Genomic DNA, 15,712 nt, shown 5'->3' with positions numbered 1-15,712 from the left:
GGGCCGACAACGACCCCAACACGGTCCAGCCCGTCATGGTCGAGTAATCTGCGACCGTCGGTGACGCCTTTGCCGCTGGTGCTGTCGCTCCGCAGGCGGAGGGCAGGGACGAAGACACCGCGGCGCGCTAGGGAGGCAGGACCAGGTGGTCGCAAGGAGTTCGGAGGTACGGCCGTCGGCCGTACGGCACAGCGCTTCCCCAGGAGCCGGTGGGCGCCGGGGACGTGGTGCCGGTCGGATCGCCGGGCTCGGTCTCGGCGGAGCGGCGCTGCTGGTCCTGCTCACGGGCTGCGACGTCGGCGCGGCGTTCGGCGGATTCGGCTGGCCGCAGGGCGGCATCACGCCCGAGTCGCAGCGGATGTACGACCTGTGGATCGCCTCGTGCATCGCGGCGCTCGCGGTGGGCGTCTTCGTGTGGGGCCTGATCTTCTGGTGCGTCGTGCGCTACCGCAAGCGGGGCAACGAACTGCCGGTGCAGACCCGTTACAACATGCCGATGGAGTTCCTCTACACCATCGCGCCGATCCTGATCGTCTCCGTGCTCTTCTACTACACGGCGATCGTGCAGACCGACGTGGTGCGGACGACCAAGAACCCCGACGTCACGGTCGAGGTGGTCGCGTTCAAGTGGAACTGGCAGTTCAACTACCGCGACGGCCAGGGCCAGGACGCCAACACCGTCGCCTCCGTGCTGGGCACCAGCGAGGTCATCCCGATCCTGGTGCTGCCGACCGACCGGTCCATCCGGTTCGAGGAGACCAGCCGCGACGTCATCCACTCCTTCTGGGTGCCGGAGCTGCTGTTCAAGCGCGACGTCATGCCGGGCAAGATCCGCAACGTGTTCGAGGTCTCGAAGCTGGAGGCCGAGGGCGCCTACGTGGGTCGCTGCGCCGAGCTCTGCGGCAGCTACCACGCCTTCATGAACTTCGAGCTGCGCGTCGTCTCCCCGGAGAAGTACGAGCAGTTCCTGGCGGCCAAGCGCGACGGCAGGTCCACGCAGGAGGCGCTGACGGCCATCGGCGAGGACCCGTACGCGAAGACCACGAAGCCGTTCGAGACCCGGCGTACCGAGGCCAACTTCAACCCCGACGACGCGCCGGCCGGCGCGGGAAGCTGAGGGATCGGGCATGAAGACCGAGTGGCGCATCTTCCTGGTCATCGCCGGGTTCCTGCTCTTCGCCACCTTCCTCTACGGCGGGTGGACCGCCGCCGACTCCGGCGGCCAGGTCGAGTGGGTGGGCACCGTCGCCCTGCTGCTGAGCTTCCTGCTGTGCTCGATGTGCGGCGGCTTCTTCTGGTTCGTCTCCCGCCGGATCGACCTCCGGCCGGAGGACCGGCCGGACGGTGAGATCGCCGACGGCGCGGGCGAGATCGGCTTCTTCAGCCCGGGCAGCTACTGGCCGTTCGGCCTGGCCCTGGCCGTCGGGCTCGCCGGTTTCGGCCTCGCGTTCTGGCAGTTCTGGCTGCTCGGCCTTGGCATGGTGGCGGTCACGTTCTCCGTCTGCGGCCTGCTGTTCGAGTACTACAGCGGCACCCGGCGCACCGCCGAGCACTGATCGGTCGCCACCCGCGAGACGTCACGAAGGCCCGCCTCCCCGGGGAGGCGGGCCTTTCGGCGTGCGACGGGCGGTGGCGGGCCTTCGGCGTGCGACGGGCGGTATGGGCGCGCGACGTGCGCGGAAACAGGTCGTGCGGATGCCGGACGTGCCCGGAAGGCGGGCTGGGCGGGCGCGGGACGTGCTGGGCAGCGGCGCTCCCGGACGCTGGGTGCCCGACCGCCCGCTCAGCGGTGGCGGTGGCGTCAGGCGGCGCGGCGGGCCGCCGCGCGGCGGCGGGCGCGCGGGCGCACCAGGTGGAACACGACGCTGGGGACGAGCACGGCCGCGCCGCAGCCCGTGCAGACCAGTTCGGGGCAGTCGGCGCCGTGGCCGTCGGCGCACGGTGGCGCCTCGAACGGCTCGACGCCCTCACAGGTGTCGCAGTAGAGCTCGCGCTCCGACACGGGCGTCTCCTCTCGCTCCGGTCCCGCGGGGTGTCGCACACGCCCGACGGGATTGCCGCACTCGACGGTGCAGGACGGATGTGGGAACTACTCAGCTGTAGTTTCCCACGGGGGTCCGACAACCTCCGGCGAGGCCCGGGGCTCAGAGGGCGCGCGCGACCTCGATCCAGTGGTCCAGCACGCGGGCGGCGGACCCGGAGTCGACCGACTCGGCGGCCCGGTCCATCCCGGCCCGCAGCGCCTCGGTCAGGTCGCCGTCCAACGGGCCCTGCGTGGCCAGCGCCGCCGCCGCGTTGACCAGGACGGCGTCGCGCACCGGGCCGGTCTCGCCGGCCAGCAGCCGGCGGACCACGTCGGCGTTGTAGGCGGCGTCACCGCCCCGCAGGTCGGCCAGGGTGGCCCGGGGTACCCCGAGGTCGGCCGCGTCCAGCAGCGACTCCCTGACGACGCCGCCCTGGGCCGCCCAGACCCGGGTGGGCGCGGCGGTGGTGAACTCGTCGAGCCCGTCCTCGCCGCGCATCACCAGCACCGAGTCGCCACGGGCGGCGAAGACGCCGGCCATGACCGGGGCCATCCGGGCGTCGAAGCAGCCGACCGCCCCGGCGCGGGGCCGCGCCGGGTTGGTCAGCGGTCCGAGGAAGTTGAACACCGTGGGCACGCCCAGCTCCCGGCGTACCGGGCCGGTGTGCCGCATCCCCGGGTGGAACCGGGCCGCGAAGCAGAAGCCCATGCCGGCCTCGGCCACGCACCGGGCCACCCCCTCCGGCCCCAGGTCGAGCGGTACGCCGAGGAACTCCAGCACGTCGGCGGTGCCGCACGACGAGGAGGCCGCCCGGTTGCCGTGCTTGACCACGCGGACGCCGGCACCGGCAACCACCAGCGAGGCCATGGTCGAGATGTTGACCGTGTGCGCGAGGTCACCGCCGGTGCCGACCACGTCGAGGGCGGTGGTGCGCAGCTCGTCGGGCAGCTCCACCGGCACGGCCCGGCCGAGCATCGCCTCCACCAGGCCGGCCAGCTCGGTCGAGGTCTCGCCCTTGGCGCGCAGCGCGACGACGAAGCCCGCCATCTGCGCCGGGGCCGCCGAGCCGGCCATGATCTCGCCCATCGCCCAGGCGGTGTCGGCGGTGGCGAGTTCCTCGCCGCGCAACAGCGCGTTGAGCAGGTGCGGCCAGGTCCGATCGCCCATGACGGGCCTCCCGAGCGTGCGAGATGCGGGTGGGGTGGGAACCGGCACCGGTCGACCCGGCGCCGTGGCGGCCGGAGCGGGGACGTCAGGCGGGCGCGTGCGCCCGCAGCAGCTCGGCCACCGTCGTGCCGGTCGTCACCGGGTCGAGCGGGTGCACCAGGGTGGCGTCGACCTCGGCGTACGCCGCGAGCCACCGGTCGGCGGCGCGGGCGATCACCACGCAGGTCGGGGGGGCGTCGTCCCGGTCGTCCTTGATCTGCCGGGCGATGCCGATGCCGCCGCCCGGGCTCGCCTCGCCGTCGAGCACCAGCAGGTCGATCTCGTAGTCGTCGACGAGCCGGATGCACTCCGCGTAGTCGGACGCCTCGACGAACTCGATCCGCAGGCCGGGCGCGGGGCGCGGGCCGACGGCGAGCCGCATCCGGTCGCGGACCTGCGGGTCGTCGCTGTAGAGCAGGACGGTGCAAAGACGATCGCTCATGCCGGCACTCCGCTTCGCTCCGTGCCGTCGTGCGGCACCATCACACTGAGCTTGTTGACTCGTTCGCTGCGCGCTGCTCGGCCGGACTGGCGCCCACCTCGCAGCCGCCCGCTGATCGTACCGGTCGGTGTGAGGTGGGCGACGTCCGGCCGGTGGCGGTGCGCAGGGCGTACCGCCGGACGGCTCAGGCGGTGGACTCCGCGGCGCGCTGACGGGCCTCCTGGCGGTCCAGGTCGCGGTCGACGCGGCGGGCCTCCCGCTCGGCGTGGCGCATCCACTGCACGACCAGGACGGCCAGCATGGTCACACTGACGAACTCGCCGCCGGCCCAGAGGATGCCGCCGGCGACCACCTGGTCCTGCCAGGGGTCGGACCAGGTCAGCCCGAGCGAGGGGTACCAGTCGCCGCCGAACAGCGTGCTGCTCTGCATGATGGTGAGGCCGAGCACCGTGTGGAACGGCACGGAGAGCAGCATCAGCAGCGCCCGCGCCGGGTACGGCCAGCGGCCCGGCAGCGGGTCGAGGCCGAGCAGCGGCCAGAAGAACACGCAGCCGGTCATGATGAAGTGCGCGTGCACGACCTCGTGCGCCCACGCGTGCTCCAGCGTGTAGCGGTACATGTCGGTGAAGTAGAGCGCGAACGGGTTGACCACGAAGATGGTGAACGCCACCAGCGGGAAGCTGTAGATCCGCGCGATCCGGCTGTGCACGACGGCCAGCAGCCGCTTGCGCGGTCGCGGGGGCAGCGTACGCAGGGCCAGCGTCACCGGCGCGCCCAGCGCGAGGAAGATCGGCGAGATCATGGAGAGCACCATGTGCTGGACCATGTGCACCGACAGCAGCGCCGTGTCGTACGCGTGCAGGCCGCTGACGGTGACCGCCGCGATGCCGCCGAGGCCGGGGCCGAGGAAGAAGACGGTCCGGGCGACCGGCCACCGGTCGCCGCGCAGCCGCAGCCGGTGGACCCCGTAGAGGTAGACGCCGGCGGCCAGCACCAGGCCGACGGCGAGCCAGCTGTCCAGCTTCGTCTCGGTGAACACCGAGGTCACGGTGAACGGCGGCGGGACGGCCGCCGTCGCCGCCGGCGCGGCGACGGCGGCTGCGGCGGGGATCGGATCGGCGTGCAGCACGCTTTTCAGCCTAGGTCAGGCGAACCGGACTGCCCCGATCGGGCTGGGGATGCCACGGGTTTGGCCCCCCGCTGATCGCCGGCCCCGGTCAAGGGCAATAATGACCGCGTGACTGCGGCCCCAGCCATTGACAAGAGCCGGATCCACTCCCTGACCCGACCCAACATGGTCAGCGTCGGGACGATCGTGTGGCTCTCCAGCGAACTCATGTTCTTCGCGGCGCTGTTCGCGATGTACTTCTCCATCCGCGCGGCGGCGCCGGAGCAGTGGGCGGAACACACCACGCACCTCAACATCCCCTACGCGACCACCTTCACGGTGATCCTGGTGTTGTCGTCGGTGACCTGCCAGCTCGGTGTCTTCGCCGCGGAGAAGGGTGACGTGCACGCGCTGCGGCGCTGGTTCACGATCACCTTCGTGATGGGCCTGATCTTCGTCCTCGGCCAGCTCAACGAGTACCGCGAGCTGGTGCACGCGGGCATCAAGATCAACGAAGACGGTTACGGGTCGATGTTCTACCTGACCACCGGCTTCCACGGCCTGCACGTGGCCGGCGGTCTGGTCGCCTTCGTCATCTTCATGATCCGCACCACCATGGGCCGGTTCACACCGGCGCAGGCCACGTCGGCGATCGTCGTGTCCTACTACTGGCACTTCGTCGACGTCGTGTGGATCGGGCTCTACGCCATGATCTACTGGCTTCAGTGATCTTGGCGCGTCACGAACCGCGCCGCTGCTCCGTCCCCTGAGACAAGGTCCAACCGGTTAAGGACACAGGTCATGACTTCTGACAACGACCGCCGACGCGGTCTGCTCGCGCGGCTGCGCGAGCGGCCCGCGGCGCGCAGCAGGGGCCGCCGCCGGCTGGGCGCCGCGGTCCGGCTGCTCGCCGCGCTGATGCTGGCCGGCGGCGCCTACACCGTCTTCGCCCCCGGCGTGCAGGCGCAGGACACCCCGCTCACCGGTGCCGCCGCGGAGGGCAAGGCGCTGTTCGACGTGAGCTGTGTGACCTGTCACGGTCGCAACGCCCAGGGCGTCGAGGGACGCGGGCCGAGCCTGATCGGCGTCGGCGCGGCCTCGGTGGAGTTCCAGGTCGGCAGCGGCCGCATGCCGATGGCCCGGCAGGAGGCCCAGGCCCAGCGCAAGCCGGAGCTCTTCACGGACGAGGAGACGCGCCAGCTCGCGCAGTACGTCCAGGAGCTCGGCGGCGGCCCGGTGGTGCCCGACGGTGAGAACCTGCACGCCGACGGCAACATCGCCGCCGGTGGCGAGCTGTTCCGGATCAACTGCGCGCAGTGCCACGCCTTCGGCGGTGGCGGCGGCGCCCTCTCCTCCGGCAAGTACGCGCCGAGCCTGCGCCCGGCGACCGACCGGCAGATCTACGCCGCCATGCTGAGCGGCCCGCAGAACATGCCGGTCTTCGGCGACAACCAGATCTCCCCGGACCAGAAGGCGGACCTCATCGCCTACATCCAGGAGACCCTGAAGCACGACCAGGACCCGGGCGGCTTCAACCTCGGTCGGTACGGGCCGTCCACCGAGGGCCTGGCGATCTTCCTGGTGGGCATCGTCGCGCTCGTCTTCGCGAGCCTGTGGATTGCGGGCAAGTCGTGACCGGGCGGCTCATCCGATTCAGTGCCGTGGTGCCGCAGCGCGGCACCGCCCGTAGCGAGGTGACGGCATGACCACGCACACCGAGCACCAGGCCCAGCAGAGCCGGGAGCCGCTCGACGTGAACACCCCCGGGCTCAGCCAGTTCGACATCGTCCGCGAGGGCGCGCGCCGGGACGACATCGAGATCGTCCACTACGAGCCGCAGGTCGCCCCGGGCAGCAAGGCCGAGCGCCGGCTGACCCGTACGGTCGCGTCGTTCTTCCTGCTGACGGGCCTGGCGGCGACCGCCTTCCTGGTCGTCTACATCTGGTGGCCCTGGAAGTACACCCCGGGCAGTGGCGGCGACAAGTGGTACACCCCGCTGCTCGGCGTCACGCTCGGCGTGGCCCTGCTCGGCATCGGCTTCGGCATCCTGACCTGGGGCAAGAAGCTGCTGCCGAAGGAGGTCTCGATCCAGGACCGGCACGAGGGTGCCGTCGCCTCCGACGACCGGATCATCACCGGCCAGACCATGCTCTACATGGCCGACGAGCTGGGCGTGAAGCGCCGGCCGCTGCTCGGCATCTCGCTGCTGGCCGGTCTCGCGCCGGTCGGCGCGGTCGCCGCGGCCCCCCTGGTCGGCGGCCTGATCTCCCAGCCGCACAAGAACAACCAGATGTTCACGACCGGGTTCGCCCCGGCCGAGGGCGGCGAGAAGATCCGGCTGGTCCGCGAGGACGGCCGGCCGGTCCGCCCGGCGGACGTCAGCGCGGGCGGCCAGATCACCGTCTTCCCCGGCATCCCGCACGGCGTGAGCAACCTGCACGCCGACTCGCCGACCCTGCTGATCCACCTGCGGGACTCCGACGCGCAGGAGTCGCGCCGGGCCAACGAGCGGGTCGGGCACGGCGACTACATGTGGGGCAACTACGCCGCCTACTCGAAGATCTGCACGCACGCCGGCTGCCCGGCGAGCCTGTACGAGCAGCAGACCAACCGCCTGCTCTGCCCGTGCCACCAGTCGCAGTTCCTGATCACCGACAACGCCCGGCCCATCTTCGGCCCGGCCAGCCGACGGCTGCCGCAGCTGCCGATCGAGGTGGACGCCGAGGGCTACTTCGTGGCCAAGTCCGACTACACCGAGACCGTCGGGCCCGACTTCTGGGAGCGGCCGTGAAGCGGCGCAAGTTTGACAAGGCAGCAGTGCCGGGGAACGTCGCCCGGGGAGTGGACGACCGCTTCCAGGTGGCCACCCCGCTGCGCCGGCTGCTGAACAAGGTCTTCCCGGACCACTGGTCCTTCCTGCTCGGCGAGATCGCGCTGTTCTCGTTCGTCGTCCTGCTGCTGACCGGCGTCTTCCTGACGTTCTTCTACGAGCCGGCGATGACCGAGGTCGTCTACAACGGCAGCTACGCCCCGCTGCGGGGCACGCCGATGTCAGCCGCGTACGCCTCCAGCCTGGACATCTCGTTCGATGTCCGGGGCGGCCTGATCATGCGGCAGATGCACCACTGGTCGGCGCTGCTGTTCATGGCCGCCATCGTGGTGCACATGCTCCGGGTCTTCTTCACCGGCGCGTTCCGCAAGCCGCGTGAGACCAACTGGATCATCGGCTCGCTGCTGTTCTGGGTCGGCTTCCTCGCCGGCTTCACCGGCTACTCGCTGCCGGACGACGGCCTCTCCGGCACCGGCCTGCGGATCGCCTCGGCGATCATGCTCTCCATCCCGGTGGTCGGCTCCTGGGTCACCTCGTCGGTCTTTGGCGGGGAGTTCCCGGGCACGATCATCATCAGCCGGTTCTACATCGCCCACGTGCTGCTCGTCCCGGGCCTGCTGCTCGCGCTGATCGGCGCCCACCTGGGCCTGGTCTTCAAGCAGAAGCACACCCAGTGGCCCGGCCCCGGCCGGACCAACGGCAACGTGGTCGGCGAGCGGATGTTCCCCCGCTACGCGATCAAGCAGGGCGGCTTCTTCATGGTCGTCTTCGGCGTGATCGCGCTGATGGGTGGCCTGTTCCAGATCAACCCGATCTGGCTGTTCGGCCCGTACGAGGCGTGGGTGGTCTCGGCCGCCAGCCAGCCCGACTGGTACGTCATGTTCCTCGACGGCTCGACGCGTCTGATGCCCGCATGGGAGATCAACATCCCGATCGGCGACGGATACGTGATCCCGCCGCTGTTCTGGCCGACGGTCGTGCTGCCGGGCATCCTGGTCGGCCTGTCGACGCTCTACCCGTTCCTGGAGGCCCGCCGCCTCAAGGACACCAGGAGCCACAACCTGCTCCAGCGTCCCCGGGACGTGCCGGCGCGTACCGGCCTGGGCGCCATGGCGGTCGCGTTCTTCATCGTGCTGACGCTCTCCGGCGCCAACGACGTCATCGCCGACAAGTTCCAGATCAGCCTGAACGCGATGACCTGGGCCGGCCGCATCGGCCTGCTCGTCCTGCCGCCGCTGGCGTACTACGTCACCTACCGGATCTGCCTGGGTCTCCAGCAGCACGACCGCGAGGTGCTCGCCCACGGTGTCGAGACCGGCATCATCCGGCGCCTGCCGGACGGCCGGTTCGAAGAGGTGCACCAGCCGCTCTCGGCGGCGGACGGCCACGGCGACGGCCACGCCGCGCTGCCGTACGCCGGCTGGGTCGTGCCGAAGAAGATGAACCGGCTCGGTGCCCTCGGCCCGGCCATCCGGGGCTTCTTCTACCCGATCGAGAAGCCGGCCGAGGCGCCGGTCTCGCCGGGCCACCCGCCCGTCGAGCCCCGCCCGGAGCGGGAGGAGATCGGCAGCGGCGAGAGCCGTCGCTGACCCCGCGACACCACGACGTGGCGCCCACCGGAGTCCTCCGGCGGGCGCCACGTCCGTTTCCGCCCGCCGACCGCTCGACACGGGCCCGTGGGACCGGTCGCCCCCTGGTCGGGGGATCGCAGGAATAACCCCCGTGAGCCGGGTATCCGTGCGGTCCAACGTCTCTAGGGGGGGAAAGCATGTTGGGTATCAAACGCCTCGGCCTGCTGGCCGCGCTGGTGCTGGTGGGGATCGCGCCGGCTGCGGCGGCGCAGGCCGCGGTGCAGCCGTCGCAGCAGGACACCCAGTACCTGCAGGCCGTCCATCAGGTCAACCTGTTCGAGATCACCGCCGGTGACCTGGCCCAGCAGAAGGGCCAGAGCCAGGGGGTCAAGGACCTGGGTGCCCGGCTCAAGACGGACCACACCCAGCTCGACCAGACGGTGCAGCAGACCGCGTCGCAGCTCGGTGTGGAGTTGCCGAGCGAGCCCACCGCGGATCAGCAGTCCGTCATCGACCAGCTCAACAACGCCAGCGGCGAGGAGTTCGACCGGCTCTGGGTGACCAGTGAGCTGGCCGGCCACGTCCAGGCCATCCAGGCCACCCAGACGGAGATCTCGCAGGGCTCCGAGCAGTCGGTGGTCCAGCTGGCCCAGACCGCCCTGCCGACCCTGCAGGCGCACTACGACGCGCTGGTGCAGCTGGCGGAGCAGCTGGGCATCCCGGTGCCGCAGACCAGCGCCAGCGGCACCCCGGGCCCGGGCGGCACGACGCCCGCTCCGGGCGGCACCACGCCGGCTCCGGGCGGCACCACCGAGACCCCGGCTCCGGGCGGCACCACCGAGTCGCCGGCTCCGGGCGGCACCGAGGAGGCGCCGGCTCCCACGCAGAGCTGACGCCGCGCACCACGACGGCCGGTCCATCCTCCCGGGTGGGCCGGCCGTCCGGCGTACGCGCCGGGCCGCGCCGCCCGCCCGGCGCCCGGGTCAGTCGGCGTTCGCCAGGCCGATCGCGAACGCCTCCTCCAGATCGTGCTGGGAGTACGCCCGGAAGGCGATGTGCGACTCGGTGTTGAGCACCCCCGGCACCTTGGAGATGCTGCCGGCGATCACCTGGGCGATCTGCTCGAACTCGCGGACCCGGACCATCGCGATCAGGTCGACGTGGCCGGCCACCGAGTAGACCTCGCTGACGCCGGGCAGGTTGGCCAGGTTCTCGGCCACCTCGGGGATCGAGTCGGTGGCACAGTCGATCAGCACGATCGCGGTGATCACGGGGCATTTCTCCGTTCGTCGGCGTCGTCGCCCATGCTAGATGTTCCCCCGGTCCGCCGGCGGCGGTGTGCCGGGGACGGTGAGGGCGGCGCCGGCGCGGACCGCGTCGCGCAGGCGCTCGCGGGGGCCGACGGTGGCGCCGGGCCAGACGACCGCCCGCTCCACGTCACCGTGCACGACCGCGCCCGCGCCGATCACCGCCGACCGGCAGTGGCCGGTCACCGTGGCCGTCGGGTCCACCAGGTTGCCGCCGCCGGCGGCGTGCAGGTTGGCCGCCAAATAGTCGGCCGGGGTGCCGGTGTCGTAGAACGTGCCGGGGTAGGGCACGACGGCCAGCGCGCCGGCCGCCTCCGCCGGCCGCCAGACGGCGCGGACGAGGTCGCCGAAGCCGACCGGCAACTCCCGCACCAACCGCCACGGCAGCAGCGAGAAGCCGGTGAACTCGTGGCCGTCGAAGGTGCCGGGCGCCGCCGGGTCGGCGGCGGGCTGGCCGAGCAGGCGTACGGAGTCGCCGTCCCAGCCGTCCAGCAGCGCGGCGATGTCGGGCCCCGGTGGCCGTGCCGGGTCGGCGAGGTAGGCGTCGGCGTTGCCGACCAGGACGCCGCGTCCGGCGATCCAGTCCCGCAGGTTCGTCACCCCGCCGGCGGTGCCGAGCGGATCGCCCGGCTCCACGGAGAGGTGGGCGCGACCTCCGACGTGCGCGACGACCTGGTCGCCGAGGTAACAGGCGTTGACGGCGACCCGGGCGGGTCCGGCCAGGCCGAGCCCGGCCAGCCGGTCCAGCGCCCGGTCGAGCAGCGGCACGTTGCCCACCGGGCAGAGCGCCTTGGGTAGCCGCTCGGTCAGCGGCCGCAGCCGGGTGCCCTCGCCGGCGGCGAGCACCACCGCGCAGACCTCGGCCGGGCCGTGGCCGGCCGTTCCGGCGGGGGCCGGGCCGTGGCCGGCCGTTCCGGCGGTATTGGGGCCGTCGGCGTCGCGGCCGGCGGTCACGGCTTCGTGTCGGGCACCGGGGGCGGGAACTGCCCGGCCAGCGGTCCGATGTCGTAGTACGCGAGCAGCCGGGCCGTCGGCCACGTCAGCTTCGGCAGGTCGTCGAGCGGGTGCCAGGCGGCCTCGAAGACCTCGGCGCCGTCGACCTTCAGCTCGGTGCGCGACGCCGGGACCTCGGCGGTGAACACCACGTCCACCCAGCCCTTGGCGTGCACCACGGCGTTCGGCACGGCGGGGCTCAGCTGCCGGGGCGAGAGCCGGATGCCGGACTCCTCGTGCAGCTCGCGGGCGGCACCCACGACGGGTGCCTCGCCCTTCTGCAACAGGCCGGCGGGCAGCCCCCAGCCCCTGCCGGGCGGCTGGCGCAGCAGCAACAGCCGGCCCGCCCCCTCGGCCTCGCTGTCCCGGACCAGGGTGACCGCGCCGACGATGTACTTCGGCACGGCCAACCGGACCAGGCGGCGGCGTACCGGCAACGGCAGCCGGTAGAAGACCTGGTAGGCGACGGCCCGACCGGTGGCGCGTGAGCGGGGGATCATGCGTCCAGGCTAGTGGCCGCGAGGAACGTTCGGACCACCCGGGCCGCAGCCGTCACTGCCGGTGGTCCACCAGGTCGATGAGCTGGCGTACGACCGCGTCCGGCTCGATCACCCGGTCGAACACCGCGACCAGCAGTGTCTCCAGGTCGGGGTAGCCCAGCTCCTCCGACAGCCGCAGCAGCGGCAGGTCGCTGGCGAGGCCCCGGTCGTGCTTGCGCAGGGCCAGCCCGATCGTGGCCCGGCCGAGGCGGACCTTGTCGGTGATGGAGATGCCGGGCTCGGTGTGCTCGGCGAACCACCGGCTGATCTGCATCTGCGCCTGCGGTGACTTGACGAAGCCGAGCCACTCCCGGCGGGGCCCGCGCGGGGCGACGTCGGCGTCAAAGCCGTTCGCGGCGTCGGTCTCGGTGAAGATCTCCACGACGTCGCCCTCGTCCAGCTCGGAGGAGAGCGGGGCCAGCCGGCCGTTGATTTGCGCCGCCAGACAGTGGTCGCCCCGCTCGGTGCCCAGCTCGTACGCGAGGTCGACGGGGGTCGCCCCGGCGGGCAGCACGACCTGTCGCCCGTCGGCGAAGACCTGGATCTGCGTCTCGGCGAGGTCGCAGCGCAGCGATTCGAGGAACTGGGCCGGATCGGCCGCGTCCTGCTCCCAGTCGAGCACCCGACGCAGCCAGTCGAGCTGCTCGGCCCGGGCCGCGGCCGTGCCGCCGCCCGGGCGCGGGAAGCGGAAGTCGGCGGCGACCCCGTACTCCGCCGAGCGGTGCATCTCCTCGGTGCGGATCAGCACCTCCACGGTGCGGTCCTTCGGTCCGCAGACGCTGGTGTGCAGCGAGCGGTAGAGGTTGTTCTTCGGCGAGGCGATGAAGTCCTTGAACCGGCCAGGTACGGGCCGCCACGTGCCGTGGATCGCGCCGAGCGCCGCGTAGCAGTCGGTGGCCGGGCCGTCCACCACGATCGCGATGCGGGGCAGGTCGAAGGGGGCGGCGTGGCCACCGGCCACGGTGTCCTTCCAGATCGAGTAGAGGTGCCGGGGGCGGGGGGTCACCACCGCGTCCACCCGGCTGCGGCGCAGGGCCGACTTCGCCCGGGCGACCACCTCGTCGAGGTACGCGTCCCAGCCCGGCCGGTCGTGCACGTGCCGGGCGATCCGGGCGTGCGACTCCGGCTCCAGGTGCAGCAGCACCACGTCGTCGAGTTCGCGCTTGAGCGTCTGGATGCCCAGCCGGTCGCAGAGCGGGACCAGGACCTCCTGCGTCTTGCGGGCGATCCGCTCCCGCGACGCGGCGGACCGGACGCCCAGGGTGCGCATGTTGTGCAGCCGGTCGGCCAACTTGATGATCAGGACCCGGACGTCCTTGCCGGCCGCGATGATCATTTTACGGATGGTCTCGGCCTCGGCGGCCTTGCCGTAGAAGGCCTTGTCGAACTTGGTCACCCCGTCGACGAGGTGGGCCACCTCCGGCCCGAAGTCCTCGGCGAGCGCCTGGAGCGTGTAGCGGGTGTCCTCCACGGTGTCGTGCAGCAGCGCGGCGACCAGGGTGATGGCGTCCATGCCGATCTCGGCGCAGATCTGGGCCACCGCCAGCGGGTGCGTGATGTAGGGCTCACCGCTCTTGCGGAACTGCCCGCGGTGCATGTTCTCCGCGATGGTGTAGGCCCGACGCAGCACGGAGGGCTCGGTGCCGGGGTGGATCGTCCGATGGGTCCGGACGAGGTGGCTGACCGGGTCGGTGTCGGCCGTGGGCCAGCTCAGCAGCGAGCGCAGCCGGCGGGCCAGCGGTAACTCGCCCGCCTGGGTCGGGAGGGCGCCCCCCAGGGCGGCGCCGCGTCCGGCGTCGACGTCCACGTGGGACACCTCCTCACCCCGGCTCCACGGCCGCCGGAACCCGGCAACCGGAAGCAGGCCCACGAAACGGGCAGGACTGCACTTCTCTAACAGCCTAAGGGAGTCGAGGTAGTCCGATCGGTCACTTGGTCATGGGCGTTCGGTCGAGCTTTGGTGGGAGGCGGCGTTCTCGGCCTTCCGCAGCAGGTCGCGGAAGCGGGCCGCGCCCGCCACCGGGGACGCCCAACCGGAGGACATCTCCACCAAGCGCGTCTCGGGCCGTTCCAACCAGGACAGGATGCGTTCGGTCTCCTCCGCGGAGGCGCACGGGACCGGGCCGTGGCCGGGCAGGACGGTCTCGGCGGTCGCCCGGATCGCGGCGATCGTCGGTCTGGGGTGGACACCGGGGGGCGAGACGCCGGCGCCGGCCAGCCGGCCGTGCCGCACCAGCGCCAACTCCCAGCCGCCCCGGGCCGCCGGCCGCGCGGCGGCCAGCTCGGCGATGCCGGTCAGCGCCGTCAGCCGCTGCATCCGTACGGTCGCCCGCAGCACCGCCGTCAGCCGGGACCGGGCCACCGCCGCCTCCTCGTAGCGCTGGGCGCCGGAGAGCGCCTCGATGCGGGCGAGCAGGGCGTCGACCACCGGGCGGGGGTCGCTGGCGGTGGCGGTGCGAAACGGCGCGACCGCGCGGGCGTCGTACTCCTCGGGGGTGATCCGGTGTTCGCAGGGTGCCGGGCAGCGACCCAGCTCGGCCAGCGCGCAGGCCGGTGTGACCGTGCGCAGCGACAGTCGGTGGGTGCACTGGCGCAGCGGCACGGCGTCGTGGAAGCCGGCGGCGGCCAGCTCCGCCGCGCGCCGGGAGCTGAACGGCCCGAGGTAGGCGGCGTCGCCGGGGGAGATGGACCGCACCACCGACAGCCGGGGGTACGGCCCGTCCGTCAGCTTCAGCCAGAGCATCCGCTCCGGGAACTTCGACCGCCGGTTGTACGGCGGGGCGTGCGCCCCGATGAGTCGCAGCTCGCGGACCTCCGCCTCCAGCGAGTGGGCGCACTCCACCGCCTCGACCCGCTCGGCGGCGGCGAGCATCTCGGAGATCCGGGCCCGCTTCTCGGCCGCCGTGAAGTAGCTGCGCACCCGGGTGGCGATGTCGCCGGAGGTGCCGACGTAGAGCGGCCGGTCGTCGGCGGCCCGGAAGATGTAGACCCCCGGCGCCTTGGGCAGCCCCTCGGCCAGGTGCCGCTTGCGTCGCTGGGTCGGGCTGACCGCCCGGGCGAACTCGATGGCGTCGCCGACGGTGTCGACCCGGTGCCCGGCCAGGCGGGCGATCAGCCCGTGCAGCACGTCGACGGTGGCCTTGGCGTCGTCGAGCGCCCGGTGGGTCGGTTGGGTGGCGGTGCGGAAGTAGGTGGCGAGGGTGCCGAGCTTGCGGTTGGGCACCTCGTCGCGGGTCAGCACCCGGCGGGCCAGCGCGGCGGTGTCGAGCACCCGTGGGTTGGGCCAGCGGTAGCCGTGCTTCGCGCAGGCGGCCTTGAGGAAACCCACGTCGTACGGGGCGTTGTGGGCGACCAGCACGGCGTCGGTGATGAACTCCAGGAAGCTCGGCAGCACCTGCTCGATCGGCGGGGCGGGCACCAGCATGGCCTGGGTGATGCCCGTGAGCACGGTGATGAAGGGCGGGATGGGCACGCCGGGGTTGACCAGGGTGGCCAGCACGCCCAGCTCCTCGCCGCCGCGCACCTTCACGGCGCCGATCTCGGTGATCCCGCCGCCGTCCGGCGCGCCGCCGGTGGTCTCCAGGTCGACCACCACGAACGTCGTCGCGTACAGCGGCAGCGCCGGGTCGATCCCGCCCGCGCCCGGGTCGAAACCGGCCAGCGGCTCCTGGACGTACTCGGTCTCTGCCATC

General features: G+C 72.3%; 16 protein-coding genes. 7 read left to right on the top strand and 9 right to left on the bottom strand.

From position 1 onward, the window contains the following. The first annotated feature begins 145 nt into the window (after positions 1-145). Together ctaC and AC5L34_RS14250 are read left to right on the top strand one after the other, a co-directional pair. Positions 146-1,117 carry an aa3-type cytochrome oxidase subunit II gene (ctaC, locus tag AC5L34_RS14255; RefSeq protein WP_441174907.1) on the top strand — a complete coding sequence of 324 codons (972 nt, stop codon included), beginning with the start codon at positions 146-148 and terminating at the stop codon, positions 1,115-1,117. A gap of 10 nt (positions 1,118-1,127) precedes the next feature. Then, positions 1,128-1,556 (top strand): cytochrome c oxidase subunit 4, encoded by a 429-nt coding sequence (locus AC5L34_RS14250; protein WP_441174906.1) that lies wholly within the window; start codon positions 1,128-1,130, stop codon positions 1,554-1,556. Positions 1,557-1,801: 245 nt separating this feature from the next. Here AC5L34_RS14250 and AC5L34_RS14245 read toward each other — a convergent pair whose 3' ends face one another. The 4 genes from AC5L34_RS14245 to AC5L34_RS14230 form a co-directional block, all read right to left on the bottom strand. Next, entirely contained in the window at positions 1,802-2,002 is a 201-nt protein-coding gene (locus AC5L34_RS14245; RefSeq protein ID WP_441174905.1) for a hypothetical protein, read from the bottom strand. Between the two features lie 142 nt (positions 2,003-2,144). Beyond that, a complete protein-coding gene (gene trpD / locus AC5L34_RS14240; RefSeq protein WP_494825247.1) occupies positions 2,145-3,191 on the bottom strand; it encodes an anthranilate phosphoribosyltransferase in 1,047 nt (348 codons plus the stop codon). Positions 3,192-3,276: 85 nt separating this feature from the next. Continuing rightward, a complete protein-coding gene (locus AC5L34_RS14235) occupies positions 3,277-3,672 on the bottom strand; it encodes a response regulator (protein ID WP_441174903.1) in 396 nt (131 codons plus the stop codon). A 184-nt stretch (positions 3,673-3,856) separates the two neighbouring features. Then, positions 3,857-4,801, bottom strand: coding sequence for a cytochrome c oxidase assembly protein (locus tag AC5L34_RS14230; RefSeq protein WP_441174902.1), 945 nt, complete (start codon positions 4,799-4,801; stop codon positions 3,857-3,859). A 108-nt stretch (positions 4,802-4,909) separates the two neighbouring features. Between AC5L34_RS14230 and ctaE the strand changes: the two genes are divergently transcribed. The 5 genes from ctaE to AC5L34_RS14205 all read left to right on the top strand — a co-directional run bounded on the left by ctaE (position 4,910) and on the right by AC5L34_RS14205 (position 10,074). Beyond that, on the top strand, positions 4,910-5,509 hold the full coding sequence (gene ctaE / locus AC5L34_RS14225) for an aa3-type cytochrome oxidase subunit III (RefSeq protein WP_132236143.1): 600 nt from the start codon (positions 4,910-4,912) through the stop codon (positions 5,507-5,509). Between the two features lie 72 nt (positions 5,510-5,581). Continuing rightward, positions 5,582-6,415: a cytochrome bc1 complex diheme cytochrome c subunit gene (gene qcrC, locus AC5L34_RS14220; RefSeq protein ID WP_088999168.1), complete on the top strand. Its 834-nt coding sequence runs from the start codon at positions 5,582-5,584 to the stop codon at positions 6,413-6,415. Positions 6,416-6,482: 67 nt separating this feature from the next. Beyond that, entirely contained in the window at positions 6,483-7,571 is a 1,089-nt protein-coding gene (gene qcrA / locus AC5L34_RS14215; protein ID WP_494825244.1) for a cytochrome bc1 complex Rieske iron-sulfur subunit, read from the top strand. Then, on the top strand, positions 7,568-9,199 hold the full coding sequence (qcrB, locus tag AC5L34_RS14210) for a cytochrome bc1 complex cytochrome b subunit (RefSeq protein ID WP_441174900.1): 1,632 nt from the start codon (positions 7,568-7,570) through the stop codon (positions 9,197-9,199). The genes qcrA and qcrB overlap by 4 nt, the downstream gene beginning before the upstream one ends. 179 nt (positions 9,200-9,378) lie before the next feature. Continuing rightward, positions 9,379-10,074, top strand: a complete 696-nt coding sequence (locus AC5L34_RS14205; protein WP_441174899.1) for a DUF4142 domain-containing protein — start codon at positions 9,379-9,381, stop codon at positions 10,072-10,074. Between the two features lie 90 nt (positions 10,075-10,164). Here the strand turns inward: AC5L34_RS14205 and AC5L34_RS14200 are convergent, their stop codons facing one another. The 5 genes from AC5L34_RS14200 to AC5L34_RS14180 all read right to left on the bottom strand — a co-directional run bounded on the left by AC5L34_RS14200 (position 10,165) and on the right by AC5L34_RS14180 (position 15,711). Beyond that, a complete protein-coding gene (locus AC5L34_RS14200; RefSeq protein WP_088999172.1) occupies positions 10,165-10,452 on the bottom strand; it encodes an Lrp/AsnC family transcriptional regulator in 288 nt (95 codons plus the stop codon). 36 nt (positions 10,453-10,488) lie between these two features. After that, positions 10,489-11,337: a sugar phosphate nucleotidyltransferase gene (locus AC5L34_RS14195; protein WP_494825367.1), complete on the bottom strand. Its 849-nt coding sequence runs from the start codon at positions 11,335-11,337 to the stop codon at positions 10,489-10,491. 101 nt (positions 11,338-11,438) lie between these two features. Next, on the bottom strand, positions 11,439-11,981 hold the full coding sequence (locus tag AC5L34_RS14190) for an NUDIX domain-containing protein (RefSeq protein WP_101412007.1): 543 nt from the start codon (positions 11,979-11,981) through the stop codon (positions 11,439-11,441). A gap of 52 nt (positions 11,982-12,033) precedes the next feature. Then, positions 12,034-13,827, bottom strand: a complete 1,794-nt coding sequence (locus AC5L34_RS14185; protein ID WP_441174898.1) for a RelA/SpoT family protein — start codon at positions 13,825-13,827, stop codon at positions 12,034-12,036. Positions 13,828-13,956: 129 nt separating this feature from the next. Beyond that, complete coding sequence (locus AC5L34_RS14180; RefSeq protein ID WP_101412003.1) at positions 13,957-15,711, bottom strand: DEDD exonuclease domain-containing protein; 1,755 nt, start codon at positions 15,709-15,711, stop codon at positions 13,957-13,959. Position 15,712: the final 1 nt, after the last annotated feature.

It is taken from the genome of Micromonospora sp. ZG13 (genome assembly GCF_059359355.1).
The sequence above is the reverse complement of the archived record's forward strand: the minus strand, read 5'-3'. Positions and strand labels throughout refer to the sequence as shown.